At 64.0% G+C, this 12,679-nt stretch carries 13 protein-coding genes; 5 read left to right on the forward strand and 8 right to left on the reverse strand.

Going from position 1 to position 12,679, the window contains the following annotated elements:
* Position 1: 1 nt before the first annotated feature.
* The 8 genes from HOLFODRAFT_RS0210775 to asd all read right to left on the reverse strand — a co-directional run bounded on the left by HOLFODRAFT_RS0210775 (position 2) and on the right by asd (position 6,892).
* Positions 2–1,738, reverse strand: coding sequence for a RecQ family ATP-dependent DNA helicase (locus HOLFODRAFT_RS0210775; protein ID WP_005033282.1), 1,737 nt, complete (start codon positions 1,736–1,738; stop codon positions 2–4).
* Positions 1,739–1,834: 96 nt separating this feature from the next.
* Complete coding sequence (gene clpP, locus HOLFODRAFT_RS0210780) at positions 1,835–2,431, reverse strand: ATP-dependent Clp endopeptidase proteolytic subunit ClpP (protein WP_005033284.1); 597 nt, start codon at positions 2,429–2,431, stop codon at positions 1,835–1,837.
* Between the two features lie 335 nt (positions 2,432–2,766).
* The gene (locus tag HOLFODRAFT_RS0210790) at positions 2,767–3,450 is read right to left on the reverse strand and encodes an OmpA/MotB family protein (protein WP_005033288.1); all 684 of its coding nucleotides are present in this window, start codon (positions 3,448–3,450) and stop codon (positions 2,767–2,769) included.
* Positions 3,443–4,213 carry a motility protein A gene (locus tag HOLFODRAFT_RS0210795; RefSeq protein ID WP_005033290.1) on the reverse strand — a complete coding sequence of 257 codons (771 nt, stop codon included), beginning with the start codon at positions 4,211–4,213 and terminating at the stop codon, positions 3,443–3,445. The genes HOLFODRAFT_RS0210790 and HOLFODRAFT_RS0210795 overlap by 8 nt, the downstream gene beginning before the upstream one ends.
* Positions 4,214–4,289: 76 nt before the next feature.
* A complete protein-coding gene (locus HOLFODRAFT_RS23055) occupies positions 4,290–4,877 on the reverse strand; it encodes an RES family NAD+ phosphorylase (protein ID WP_005033292.1) in 588 nt (195 codons plus the stop codon).
* Complete coding sequence (locus tag HOLFODRAFT_RS0210805) at positions 4,877–5,272, reverse strand: antitoxin Xre/MbcA/ParS toxin-binding domain-containing protein (protein WP_005033294.1); 396 nt, start codon at positions 5,270–5,272, stop codon at positions 4,877–4,879. The genes HOLFODRAFT_RS23055 and HOLFODRAFT_RS0210805 overlap by 1 nt, the downstream gene beginning before the upstream one ends.
* A 61-nt stretch (positions 5,273–5,333) precedes the next feature.
* A complete protein-coding gene (scpB, locus tag HOLFODRAFT_RS20645; protein WP_005033296.1) occupies positions 5,334–5,966 on the reverse strand; it encodes an SMC-Scp complex subunit ScpB in 633 nt (210 codons plus the stop codon).
* Complete coding sequence (gene asd, locus HOLFODRAFT_RS20650; RefSeq protein WP_005033298.1) at positions 5,963–6,892, reverse strand: archaetidylserine decarboxylase; 930 nt, start codon at positions 6,890–6,892, stop codon at positions 5,963–5,965. Before asd ends, scpB begins: the two co-directional genes overlap by 4 nt.
* Positions 6,893–7,041: 149 nt before the next feature.
* On the opposite strand from asd, the gene HOLFODRAFT_RS20655 reads away from it, so the two are divergent.
* The 5 genes from HOLFODRAFT_RS20655 to HOLFODRAFT_RS0210835 all read left to right on the forward strand — a co-directional run bounded on the left by HOLFODRAFT_RS20655 (position 7,042) and on the right by HOLFODRAFT_RS0210835 (position 12,667).
* On the forward strand, positions 7,042–8,271 hold the full coding sequence (locus tag HOLFODRAFT_RS20655) for an IS1634 family transposase (protein ID WP_052572537.1): 1,230 nt from the start codon (positions 7,042–7,044) through the stop codon (positions 8,269–8,271).
* Positions 8,272–8,296: 25 nt separating this feature from the next.
* Positions 8,297–8,746 carry a hypothetical protein gene (locus HOLFODRAFT_RS25080; protein ID WP_211237950.1) on the forward strand — a complete coding sequence of 150 codons (450 nt, stop codon included), beginning with the start codon at positions 8,297–8,299 and terminating at the stop codon, positions 8,744–8,746.
* A 480-nt stretch (positions 8,747–9,226) separates the two neighbouring features.
* Positions 9,227–9,799, forward strand: a complete 573-nt coding sequence (locus tag HOLFODRAFT_RS0210825; protein WP_005033301.1) for a 4Fe-4S dicluster domain-containing protein — start codon at positions 9,227–9,229, stop codon at positions 9,797–9,799.
* A 2-nt stretch (positions 9,800–9,801) separates the two neighbouring features.
* Entirely contained in the window at positions 9,802–10,665 is an 864-nt protein-coding gene (locus HOLFODRAFT_RS0210830) for a CoB--CoM heterodisulfide reductase iron-sulfur subunit B family protein (RefSeq protein WP_005033303.1), read from the forward strand.
* Between the two features lie 10 nt (positions 10,666–10,675).
* Positions 10,676–12,667 carry a CoB--CoM heterodisulfide reductase iron-sulfur subunit A family protein gene (locus tag HOLFODRAFT_RS0210835; RefSeq protein WP_005033305.1) on the forward strand — a complete coding sequence of 664 codons (1,992 nt, stop codon included), beginning with the start codon at positions 10,676–10,678 and terminating at the stop codon, positions 12,665–12,667.
* Positions 12,668–12,679 lie beyond the last annotated feature (12 nt).

Genomic DNA, 12,679 nt, shown 5'->3' on the forward strand with positions numbered 1-12,679 from the left:
TTCAGGATAGCCCAGGATCAAAGCCCTGGAGCAACTCAAGAAAGGGCTCCCCATAAAGATCCAGTTTGCGGAGCCCCACACCGCTGATGGCCAGGAACTCCTCCGCCGTGCGGGGACGGATCCTGGCCATATGCTGGAGAGTGGCATCGCTGAAGACCATGTAGGCCGCCACATGACGCTGATCCGCAAGGGATTTGCGCAGTTCCTTGAGTTTCAGGTAGAGGGCTTCATCCAGGTTCTCCGCCAGCCTGGCGGGGATGCCCACCTTCACCCTGGAGGGCTCCCTGCTGATCCGGCGGGCCGCAGCCAGGATGTCCCAATGGCCGCAGACATCGCAGGAGGAGCCGCAATCCGGGGTCTGTTCCCCCAGGTAGCGGGCCAGTCCGCGATGACGGCAGGTCTTCTCCTCAGCGAAGTGGAACATGGCCCGGACCTGCTGCCGCTGGGAATCGGTCTGCTCCTGCCCCTCCAGCATGCGTTCCAGGCTCATGACATCGGCCCAGGAATAGAAAAGGATGCAGTCGGCCTCGGCGCCATCCCGGCCCGCCCGGCCGATCTCCTGGTAGTAGCCCTCGATGGACTTGGGCATATCCCGATGGATGACGTAGCGAATATTGGACTTGTCGATGCCCATGCCAAAGGCGATGGTGGCGGTCACCACATCCAGGTCATCCCGGCGGAAGGCATCCTGTACCGACTCCCGTTCCTCCGGAGCCAGCCCTGCGTGGTAGGCCTTCGCCCTGATCCCCTGGCTCTGGAGGTACTCCGCCGTGGACTCGGCACTCTTGCGGGCCAGGCAATAGATGATGCCGGACTGCCCCCGCCGGGCCTGGATCAAGCGCAGCATGGATTCCTTCACCTTCACGTCCCCACCCTTCTTGATGGCATGAAGGTGGAGATTGGGCCTGAAGAAGGAGCCCTGGAAGCGGAAGGGATTGTCCATGCCGAGCTGCTGGACGATGTCCTCCCGCACCTCCGGGGTGGCAGTGGCGGTGAGGGCCAGCACCGGCGCCTTGAGGCGGGCCTTGAGATTCTGGAGGTTCCTGTAGGCGGGCCGGAAGTCGTGACCCCAGTGGCTGATGCAGTGAGCCTCGTCCACGGCGATGAGGCGCAGGTCCAGATCCTCCATGAGGGAACCCACCCCCAGCTCCAGCCCTTCGGGAGCAGCGTAGACCAGCTCGTACTCGCCCCGGCGCAGGGCCGTGACGCGTCGGCGCCGTTCCTCCGCGTCCAGGCTGGAGTTGAGGAAGGTGGCCCGGAGCCCGGCCTCCCCCAAGGCGTCCACCTGGTCCTTCATGAGGGCGATAAGGGGCGAGACCACCAGGGTCACCCCCCCCAGCATCCTGGCGGGAAGCTGGTAGGTCAGGCTCTTGCCGGCACCCGTGGGGAGTACGCCGATGGCATCCCGTCCGGCCAGGACTGCGTCGATGATCTCCCGCTGACCTGGCCGGAAGCGGTCGTATCCGAAGACTGATTTCAGGAGGGCCAGGGGATCGCCCGCCACAGACGGGGCAGGAGGGGGACGCATGGTGAGCCCCGCGTTCCCCTCGTTCAGGGTTGCCATCTTCAACGCGTCGGAGGCGGCCTTCAGCTCGGCCAGCATGGCCGGATTGAAGCGGCCCCGATCATCGCGATAGGCCTGCCGCAGCCGCTCCAGGAGCCCCTGCCCCTCCTCCTGCGCCTCGGGCGTGGAGAAGGGGGCAAGGGCGCGCAGCCGTTCAAGGTGGGAGGGGATCACAGCGTCTTCAGCCGGAAAAAGGGGAGCGCCCGAAGCGGGCGCCCCAGCATCTCAAAATGAGGATTCTTCATGGCTCCCGCAGGAGGGCATGAAAAATCATGAACGTTCCGTCAGGACCTTGTCCACGATGCCGTATTCCATGGCCTCTTCGGCGCTCATGAAGTAGTCGCGGTCCATGTCCTTCATGACCTTCTTGAGGGTCTGGCCGGTGTGCTTGGAGAAGGTGCCCGCAAGGTTGTCCTTCAAGCGCTGGATTTCCTTGTAGGTGATCTCGATCTCGGTGGCCTGGCCCTGGGCACCGCCGGAGGGCTGGTGGATCATGATACGGGCGTTGGGCAGGGCGAAGCGCTTGCCCTTGGTGCCGGCCGCCAGGAGGTGGGCCCCCATGGAGGCGCACTGGCCGATGCAGTAGGTGACGATATCGTTCTTCACGAACTGCATGGTGTCGTAGATGGCCAGACCGGCGGTGACGCTGCCGCCGGGGCTGTTGATGTAGATCTGGATGTCCTTGTCGGGGTCCTCGGACTCCAGGAAGAGCATCTGGGCCACGATGGCGTTGGCCACGCTGTCGTCGATGGCGGTGCCCAGGAAGATGATGTTGTCCTTGAGCAGGCGCGAGTAGATGTCATAGCTCCGCTCGCCCCGGGGGGTTTCCTCGATGACAATGGGGGGGTAGTAGCCGCGTTCGAACATGGATGTTCCCTCTGAACCAGGATAGCTGTTCGAGGGGCTGAAGGAACCACGAAGCACACGAAGGGCCATAAGCAGGGCTCAAAAGCAGCACAAAAAGAATTTAGCCAGGATGAAGGGGATGGAAAGGGCACTGAAACCATAAATCAGGCCCATCTCAGCCAATCTCTTGCTTTTCTCTGCCATGAAAGGGGGGACCGCCTGCTCGCTGCGCTCGCGATGTCCCCCCTTTGACCCCCACGTGGTGGCCGGGCAAAGCCCGACCATCACGTCTGTGCCCTCTCTTTTGAACCTCTGTGGCCTCTGTGTTGACTCTTTTGATCTTCCAGCCTCGAGCCTCAGCGCTCCGCCACCCGCTGGAACCGGAACCGGACCCTCCGCTGGAGCGCCCGTCCTTCGGGGCTCTCCGGATCCCCTTCGATCTGGGAGTCCCCGTGGGCCTCGGCGGCGACACCCTTGGCCACCACCCCCTTCTGCACCAGGAAGCGCGTCACCGACTGGGCCCGGATACCGCTCAACTCCAGAGCATCCGCTCCGTTGCGTCCCTTCTCCCCTGGGGCCGCATGGCCTTCGCAGATGAGGGTGAAGCCCGGGTACTCGACGACCAGCTCGGAGATGCGCTGGACCATGGGCATGAAGGCGGCGTCCACGGTCGTGCTCCCCTCGGAGAAGAGGATGGCTCCCCGGAAGCTCACGATCCTCATGCGGGTGCCCGCATCCAGCCCATCGGTGGCCTTGAGATCCGAAAGGAGCTTCTCCACGTCGGCTGCCCGATTGGGATCCAGACCCTGCCCTCCCGGCAGAATTCCACTCTGGGCTTCGGCCCCGAGGGTAGCGGCCTTCTCCACCCCCAGCTCCCTCCGGATTGAACGCAAGATCTCATCCAGTTTGCGGGAGTCCTGGGCGCTGAAGGAGTAGATCACCGCGAAGAAGGCCATGAGCTGGACCATGAGATCCGCAAAGGTGATGAGCCACAGGCTGTCGAGATCCTGCTTGCGGACAAAGCCCCGGACCCTAGTCAATGTGGCCTCCGCTCCGCCGCACCTTCAGATGAGGGGCCAGGAAGGCGTTGAGCTGCTCCTCCAGCTGGCCGGGATTCATCTCGCTGGCGATGCCCAGGATGCCCTCCAGCATGAGGCTGCGGATCTGGCCCTCCTCTTTGGACCGCAGTTCCAGCTTGCCGGAGATGGGAATGGCGAAGAGGTAGGCGATGACGGCGCCCCAGAGGGTGGAAAGGAGGCTCAGGGACATGGCCTTTCCCAGTTCACTGGGGTTCTGCATGGAGACGAAGAGCTGCACCATGCCGATGAGGGTGCCCACCATGCCAAAGGAGGGGGCTGCGGTGCCGATGAAGCGGAAGGTGTCCTGGCCCAGGGAGTGCCGGTCCATGGTGGCCTGGATCTCGGCGGAGAGGACCTCCCGGATGTGCTCCTTCTCCACCCGGTCCACCACCATCTGGATGCCGGAAGCCAGAAAGGGGTCCGAAGGGAGGTGCTTCTCAAGGCTCTTGGTCCCCTCCCGACGGGCCCGCTGGCTCAGCCCCACCAGCTGGAGCACCACCGCCTGGGAGGTGGCGGGGTGGGTGAAGAAGGCCCGGGAGGCCACGGCAAAGGCCGAACGCACATTGGACAGGGGAAAACGGATGAGGGTGGAGGCGATGACCCCACCAAAGACCACAATCAGACTGGGGTAGTGGAAGAAGACCCTGGGGCTGGGCCCGATGCCGATGGCCGTACCCAGCAGTGCCAGGCCCAGAAACAGTCCGATGAGCGTACCTCGATCCATAGAGCACATCCCTTACTGGGCATTATCGACCCGGAAAGTCGGCAAATGAAATTCTCGTGCCGAAGCTGGCTACGGATTACAGGATTCGCCGGGAGCGCATCCCATCCCATTCCAGGATTACGGCCCCGAGTTCATGGCGCAGGAAGCGCGCGACCTGCCCATTGAAGACCGCCAGGCAGCGCCCCCCGCGCTTGCGTACGCTCCGGTAATGGACTCCGGGAAGGCCTGCCTGCCGCACCTTCCGCCCGAAGCCCCAGGAGGCAGCGTAATCTTCGGGGTTGTGCAGGCCGCCCCTGCGATCCAGAGAGGCGTCTGCAAAGTCCCCCGCCACCTGAAACAGCAGATGGCGGAGCACGGCCCGGGTCCCTGGGGGTGTCCCCACCGAGGCCATGCAATGGAGTCCGTGGTGGTGTATCACCTCCGCCACACAGGTCTCCAGGGTGTTCCCCAGGTAGAGCGCGCCGGGGCCGTGGGGCTCGGCGAAGCGCCCCCCCTGGTCCCCCATGGAGGGGGGCAGCCAGGCCGGAACCTTCGAGGTTGGGCGCCCCAGGCGCCGGTTCACAGCATCCCGCTCCTCGGCGCTCAGAAGGGCAGCCAGGACATCCGATTCCGCCCGATGAAGGCGGACCCAGGGCCCCATCACGGTCAGGGTACGAAGCCCCATCACCAGATCCGCGCCAGGGATTGAAGGTGATCATAGATCCTGAAGAGACTCTCGAAGCGGCCCTCGAGCATCAGCTCCAGGGGGGATCGCCCACGGAAGGGCTGCCCCCGGTTGGGGCGCCGGAGCCACCCCTCGGCACCCCGCTCCCCCGGGAAGGCTTCCCCGGCAAGGCCGTATATCCCCACGAAGAGCGCCATCCGGTCCAGCTTGTCCGAATCCTGGCCTGGCATATCCTTCCATCCCGCCACCGTGGCCCGGGAGACCCCCAGGACGGCGGCCTGCTCGGGCAGGGTCAGCCCCAGGGCAAGGGCCACCTTCCGGAAGGCGGAAAGAAGAAGCGCCCCGTCCGAAGGCTGGGCATCGATGAGCGAAGTGTCGAGAGCCACGCTGGACATGGGGGCCTCCTGCACCAGGATGAGTCTAGTATTGGATTTGTCAATCCAATACTAGATAGACCTAGTCTTCCACCCCATCGAACAATCCCCCCTCGGGCATGGGGGGCTCCAGCTGAGCCAGGGCCTGGGCCTCCAGGTTGCCGTCACCGAAGTCCGCCAGCCTCGGCAGGTCCTCCAGGCTCCTGAGGCCGAAGTGGAGGAGGAACTTCTGGGTGGTGGCGTACATCATGGGACGACCCACCACCGCCTTGCGCCCGGCGGGCACCACCAGATCCCGCTCCAGGAGCGTCTTGACTTGGTTGGCACCGGAGGTGACTCCGCGCAGCTCATTGATCTCAGGGATAGTGACGGGCTGCCGGTAGGCGATGATGGCCAGGGTCTCGACCTGGGCGGGCGTCAGGCGACCGCTCCGAAGGGTCGTCACCAGCTTGGACACCAGCTCCACGTATTCCGGGGCCGTGGCCATGCGCCACCCACCCCCCACCTCGATGAGGCGGATGCCCCGGGGAGCCCTCAAGCGCTCCTGGAGCTTCTCGATGGCCTGGAGGATGGGCCCTTCGCCCAGCCCCGTGAGCTCCCGAAGGCGGCCCAGCTCCAGAACCTCCCCCGTGGCCACGAAGAGGGCCTCCAGGGCCCCAGGGAGATCGCCGCCCTCCTCCCAGAGGGGCTCGTGGGCGAAGATCTCGTCCTTCACCGGAAGGCCCCCAGACGCTGGCCCACCCGGACCTTGCCTTCGCGGATCAGGGGTTCCCAGGCCTCTGCCTTGGGACCGCCCACCAGGAGAACCACGGTACTGCCGAACTCGAAGGTGCCCAGGTCATCCCCTGGCTGGCAGGGCAGGCCGGAAACCGGGAAACCGCCGTCCTTCGGCAGGGTGCGGCCCTCAAGCCAGCGACCGTCGATGATGACACCCCCCACATGGGTGGCCCCCACCAGCACCGCCGCCACCTCCAGGCCCTCGTCGGCGCCCAGCCCCTTCGCCATCCACACCGCCCGGCGATTCCGTTCGTACAGCCGGGCGACATGGGTTGTGCTGGCGTCGTTGACGGGCCAGAGCTCCCCCTCCACACGCGCCACGGCCGTCACCGCGCCCTTCACGGGCACATGGATGCGGTGGTAATCCTGGGGTGCGAGGTAGAGGGTCAGGAAGTGCCCCCCCTCGAATCGGCCCGGGTCGGGGATGTGCTTCAGGAGCTCGGAGGCCCGGTAGGGCAGCCCCTTGGCCTGGATCATCGTGTTCTTGTCGATACGTCCGCAGGCGAAGACCCGGGCATCCACGGGACTATTGATCCCCCCGGGAATAGTCTGTGCCTGGGGACGCAGGCCCGGCCTGAGACGCCGCGTAAAGAAGGCCTGGAGGCTCGGATAGTCCCCCAGGGGGAATTCCGCCTCTGACAGATCGATGGCATAGCTCCGGGCGAAGCCACCGAGGATAACGGGACGCAGGGAGCGGGGAAGCTCACGACTGGCGGCCCACCCAGCAATGGCGCTCCCCAGGCGCTTGGGGTAGAAGCGGAGGAGATGGAGAGAGAGGGGCCACCCCCTCGGATAGAGGAGCAGGGCCGCCACAAGGACGACCACCAGGAGCAGGAGACGGTTGCAGGTGAGCCAGGAAAACATGCTTCCAAGGTATCGCACCTCGAACCGAAGTTCGATATGCGAATGGACGGCCAGCGTAGTCCAGGTGCGGCTTGGAATGGCTTTGCATGTGTCAAATGTAGACACTAATTAACCTTGACATATTCCGTGGCATGCCTATTTTGATTGGCATGAAGACCAATCAGCTCTCCGTTCATGTCGCCACAACGACCCGCAAGGTGGGCGAGAAGGTCTACCACTCGCACCTGCTGCGCCACTCCTTCCGAGAAGACGGAAAGGTCCGCAACGTGACCCTGGCCAACCTTTCCATGTTGCCGGACACGGTGATTGATGCGATCCGATTGGGACTCAAGGGGCAGGCTGTGGGCCCTGTGGGGCATTCCTTCGAGACGATGGAATCGCGCCCCCACGGTCATGTTGCAGCCGTGGTGGGGACGATGAAGAAGTTGGGTCTGGATCGCCTGCTGGCTGTCCGGCCGAGCCGGGAGAAAGACATCGCCTTGGCCTTGGTGGCGGGTCGGCTGATCCATCCCGGGAGTAAGTTATCCCTCTCCCGTCATTGTTTGGGCGAGACCCGGATGTCCTCGCTGGCGCAGGTGCTGGGGGTGGAGGGAGCCACGGAGAGCGAGTTCTACCAATCCATGGACTGGCTGTTCGAGCGCCAGTCCAAGATCGAGGCCGCCCTGGCCAAACAGCACCTGAGCAGGGGTTGCATGGTGCTCTACGACGTGAGCGGGAGCTACTTCCAGGGCAAGACCTGTCCCCTGGCCCAGCGGGGCTACTCCAGGGATCGCCGCTCGGACTTGCTGCAGATCGTCTACGGACTGCTCTGCAACGCCCAGGGGGTGCCGGTGGCCATCGAGGTGTTCGAGGGCAGGACCGGCGATCCCAAGACGGTTCCGAACCAGATCAAGAAGCTCAAGGAGCGCTGGGGCCTGGAGCATGTGGTGCTGGTGGGGGACCGGGGCATGATCACCCAGACCCGGATCGACGAGGACGTGGAGCCTGCTCATCTCGATTACCTGACGGCTCTCCGGGGTCCGGCCATCGAGAAGCTGTGCGCGGCCAAGGTGATCACCCCAAGCCTGTTCGACGAGCGGAACCTGGCAGAGATCAGCCATCCCGACTATCCAGGCGAACGCCTGGTGGCCTGCTTCAATCCCTTTACCCAGGAGAAGCGTCAGGTCCAGCGAGGGGAGCTGCTGGAACTGACGGATCGGAAGCTCCGTGAGGCCCACCGGGCCTGCATCCGGAAGGTCAAGCCACTGAGAGGCAAGGGGCCGATCGGGGTGGAGGTGGGCAAGGCGCTCGTGGCCTACGGCATGGCCAAGTACTACCAGGTGGAGATCGGAGAGACGGACTTCACGTGGTCGCGCCAGGCTGGATTGCATCCAGCATGAGGCTGCAGCGGATGGAATCTATGTGGTGCGGACCAAGGTCCCGGCCACCCAGTTGAAGGCCGAAGAGGCGCGAGACGCGTATCACAGCCTTTCCCATGTGGAATGGGCGTTCCGCAGCCTGAAGGGAATGGATCTGCAGATCCGCCCCATCCACCACCACTTGGAGGACCGGGTCCGAGCCCATGTATTCCTCTGCATGCTGGCCTACTACGTGGAGTGGCACATGCGGAAGGACTGGGAACCCCTGCTGTTCGACGGCGAGCCCCAGGGCGTGGCGAACGGCAAGCGCAGGACCCGTAGAAGCCGGGAAGGTCATCCCGTCATGTCCTTCCATGACCTTCTGGCGGATCTGAAAGGGCTGACGCGGAATCAGGTTCTGTTCCAAGGAGCCAAATCGCCCGTCACGCTCTACTCGACCCCCAGCCCTCTGCAGCAGCGTGCGCTGGACCTGCTGGGGGTATCTCACGCCCTGTAGCCAGAACCGCAACACCCGATTTCCCTAGAAAGGCCCGCCAGATAAGGAAAGTCTCGCGGTTTCACTATCGAACTTCGGCTCGAACGGCCCCTCCTGCCTCTTTCTCAACTTATTCCATTTCAAATATTACAAAAAGTCCTTGAAGTTGGTATGACCAGAATCACACACTGGGGTGTGCAAGCCGGACACCTTGCGGGGGGCCCTTTTGGGAGATATATGGATATTTTTGTATCGATAAAATATCTCAAATGACCAGATTAGCGCGTGCTTATCAGCATAAATGATTGCCGATAGCGATCAATTTGATCTTGAATTAATCCACATAGAATATGACAATTAACGTTCCGCATCCTGCCGATTGGTCGGGCTTCCCATCACGCACGATGCTCCTTATGGAACTCACAGTTTGCATCATCCCCAGAGCAGAAGTCCTTTGCGACGGGGAGCGGCCCAGCTACAGATTCCGCCCGGAGAAGAACCATGAGCAGTGCGAGTCACCACGCCCCCCACGCGGACACCCTGGCAGCACGCGTCAAGGCGGCCACGGGGATCTCCCTGGCCCAGTGCTACCAGTGCGGCAAGTGCGCCGCGGGCTGTCCTGTATCCGAAGAGATGGACCTGACGCCCTGTCAGGTCCTTCGCCTTTTGCAGTACGGCCAGGACAAGTACGACGAGAGGGCCATGCGTAGCGCCGGGATCTGGCTCTGCCTCTCCTGCGAGACCTGTTCCACCCGCTGCCCCCAGGAAGTGGAGATCCCCAAGATCATGGATGTGGTGCGCGCCGAGGCCCTGAAGCGCGGCATCGCCCACCCCAAGAGCAAGGACATCCTGGCCTTCCACCGAGCCTTCCTGGACTCGGTCGAGCAGACCGGCCGCCTCTACGAGATCGGCCTGGTAGCCAACTATAAGCTCCGCTCTGGCCACTTCCTGAAGGACGTGATGCTGGCCCCCAAGATGTATGTCCGGGGCAAGCTGGGGCTCCTGCCCCACATGATCAAGGGCACCGCCGCGGTTAAGCGGATCTTCAAGCGCACGCTGGGCAGCAAGGGGTGATTATGCGAATCGGCTACTATCCCGGGTGTTCCCTCCTGGGCTCCTCCAGGGAATTCAACGAATCCGTCAAAGCGGTCTGTGAAGCCATCGGCCTGGAGCTGGTGGAAGTGCCGGACTGGAACTGTTGCGGCGCCAGCAGCGCCCACGTGCTGGACCACGAGCTGAGCGTGGCCCTGCCCGCCAAGATCCTGGCCCAGGCCGAGGCCGCGGGCCTCACCGAGGTCCTGGCCCCTTGCGCCGCCTGCTACAGCCGCCTCATCGGGGCCTATAGCGAGCTGGAGAAGAACCCCGACCACAAAACCAGGGTCTCGGAAATCATCGAAATGCCGTACACGGGCGCCGTGAAGGTCGTGAACGTCCTGGAAGTCCTGGAACGCTTCGCGGATGTCATCCAGGCCAAGGCCGTCCAGCCCTTCGCCCGGAAGGTCGCCTGCTACTACGGCTGCCTCCTGGTCCGTCCCCCCAAGGTGGTCAACTTCGACCGTCCCGAGGATCCTCAGGTCATGGACCAGCTGGCCGCCAAGGTCGGGGCCACCCCCATCGACTGGCCCTTCAAGACCGAATGCTGCGGTGCGGCCTTCTCCGTGACCCGCACGGACCTGGTGGCCAAGCTCTGCGGCAAGATCGTGGACAGCGCCGTCAAGCTCCAGGCCGAAGCCCTGGTGGTGGCCTGCCCCATGTGCCACAGCAACCTGGACATGCGGCGTCCCGAAACCAATGCAGCCCTGGGCAAGGATCTCCAGATCCCGGTGCTGTTCCTGACCCAGGTGATCGGCCTGGCCATGGGGATCGAGCCCAAGAAGCTCGGGATCCAGCGGCACATGGTGCCCGTGGCCTTCAACGCCCCCACCGGCGCCCAAGCGTAGGGAGTAGCACATGTCACGTATCGGCGTATTTACCTGTCACTGCGGCGAGAACATCGCAGGCACCGTGGACTGTCCCAAGGTGGCGGAGCTCACCCGGCAGATCCCCGGCGTGGTCCACAGCGTGGACTACAAGTACATGTGCTCGGATCCGGGCCAGACCCTCATCAAGGAGGCCATCAAGGAGCACAAGCTCGATGGCGTCGTGGTGGCGGCCTGTTCCCCCCGCATGCACGAGCCCACCTTCCGGAAGGCCGCCGCCGAGGCTGGGGTGAACCCCTACCTCTGCGAGATGGCCAACCTCCGGGAGCACTGTTCCTGGGTCCACGAGAAGAACGAGGCCACCACCCAGAAGGCCGCGGACCTGGTCCGGATCATGGTGGAGAAGGTCAAGCACGACACCCCCCTGACGCCCATCAAGGTCCCGGTGACCAAGACGGCCCTGGTGGTGGGCGGCGGCATCGCGGGCATCCAGACGGCCCTGGATATCGCCAACGCCGGACACCAGGTTGTCCTGGTGGAGAAGTCCCCCTCCATCGGCGGCCACATGAGCCAGCTTTCGGAGACCTTCCCCACCCTGGACTGTTCCCAGTGCATCCTGACCCCCCGCATGGTGGAGGCCGCCCAGCACCCCAACATCAAGCTGATGACCTACAGCGAGGTGGAGAAGGTCGACGGCTTCATCGGCAACTTCAAGGTCACGGTGCGCAAGAAGGCCAAGAAGGTCGATGAGAAGGCCTGCACGGGCTGTGGACTCTGCGTCACCAAGTGCCCCAACAAGAAGATTCCCGACGAGTTCAACGAGGGCCTCGCCTTCCGGCCCGCGATCTACGTGCCCTTCCCCCAGGCGGTGCCCAACAAGCCCACCATCGACACCGCCAACTGCACCTACTTCAAGAATGGCAAGTGCGGTGTCTGTTCCAAGGTCTGCCCCACCGGCGCCATCCGCTACGACCAGGAGGATGAGCTCATCACGATGGACATCGGCGCCATCGTCATGGCCACGGGATTCAAACTCATGCAGACCGACAAATTCCCCGAATACGGCTACGGCAAGTACAAGGATGTCATCGATGGCATGCAGTTCGAGCGCCTGGCCTCGGCCTCCGGCCCCACGGCGGGCGTCATCAAGCGCCCCAGCGATGGCAAGGAGCCCGAGACCGTGGTCTTCATCGCCTGTTCCGGCTCCCGGGACCGCGCCAAGGGCGTCCCCTACTGCTCCAAGATCTGCTGCATGTATACGGCCAAGCACACCATGCTCTACAAGCACAAGGTTCACCACGGCCAGGCCTACGTCTTCTACATGGACATCCGCTCCGCGGGCAAGGACTACGACGAATTCGTGCGCCGGGCCATCGAGGAGGATGAGGCCAAGTACATCCGGGGCCGCGTCTCCCGCATCTATGAGGAGGACGGCAAGCTCATCGTCAAGGGGGCCGACACCCTCATGAACGGCGAGCCCGTGGAGATCAAGGCCGACATGGTGGTGCTCGCCACCGCCGTCCAGTCCCAGGACCGCTCCGAGGATCTGGCCCAAACCCTCCACATCAGCTACGACAAGTACGGCTTCTTCGCCGAGGCCCACCCCAAGCTGCGCCCCGTCGAGACCAACACCGCCGGGATCTTCCTGGCGGGCGCCTGCCAGGCCCCCCGGGATATCCCCGAGACCGTGGCCCAGGGCAGCGCCGCAGGGGCCAAGGTGGCCGCCCTCTTCAGCCAGGACGAGCTAACGCGGGAGCCCATCGTGGCCGTGGTGAACCGCCAGGCTCCGCCCCTCTTCAGTACCTGCACCGGCTGCTTCCTCTGCCAGACCGCCTGCCCCTACCAGGCCATCGAACAGGAGGAGATCAAGGACCGCTCGGGCCGGGTCATCAAGACGGTGGCCAAGGTCAACCCCGGGCTCTGCCAGGGCTGCGGCACCTGCGTGGCCTTCTGCCGCACCAAGGCCATCGATCTGGCCGGATTCAGCAACGAGCAGCTCTTCGCTGAACTCATGACCCTCTAGGCGGAGTGAGAC

It is taken from the genome of Holophaga foetida DSM 6591, from assembly GCF_000242615.2.
In the GTDB taxonomy this organism is placed as follows: domain Bacteria; phylum Acidobacteriota; class Holophagae; order Holophagales; family Holophagaceae; genus Holophaga; species Holophaga foetida.

Excerpts from the sequence above, each read along its gene's own strand:
- HOLFODRAFT_RS23055 (WP_005033292.1), bottom strand. The coding sequence starts at position 4,877 with ATGGGGCTTCGTACCCTGACCGTGATGGGGCCCTGGGTCCGCCTTCAT.
- HOLFODRAFT_RS0210805 (WP_005033294.1), bottom strand. The coding sequence starts at position 5,272 with ATGTCCAGCGTGGCTCTCGACACTTCGCTCATCGATGCCCAGCCTTCG.
- HOLFODRAFT_RS20655 (WP_052572537.1), top strand. The coding sequence starts at position 7,042 with ATGAAGACCAATCAGCTCTCCGTTCATGTCGCCACAACGACCCGCAAG.
- clpP (WP_005033284.1), bottom strand. The coding sequence starts at position 2,431 with ATGTTCGAACGCGGCTACTACCCCCCCATTGTCATCGAGGAAACCCCC.
- HOLFODRAFT_RS0210830 (WP_005033303.1), top strand. The coding sequence starts at position 9,802 with ATGCGAATCGGCTACTATCCCGGGTGTTCCCTCCTGGGCTCCTCCAGG.
- asd (WP_005033298.1), bottom strand. The coding sequence starts at position 6,892 with ATGTTTTCCTGGCTCACCTGCAACCGTCTCCTGCTCCTGGTGGTCGTC.
- HOLFODRAFT_RS0210795 (WP_005033290.1), bottom strand. The coding sequence starts at position 4,213 with ATGGATCGAGGTACGCTCATCGGACTGTTTCTGGGCCTGGCACTGCTG.
- HOLFODRAFT_RS0210835 (WP_005033305.1), top strand. The coding sequence starts at position 10,676 with ATGTCACGTATCGGCGTATTTACCTGTCACTGCGGCGAGAACATCGCA.
- HOLFODRAFT_RS0210825 (WP_005033301.1), top strand. The coding sequence starts at position 9,227 with ATGAGCAGTGCGAGTCACCACGCCCCCCACGCGGACACCCTGGCAGCA.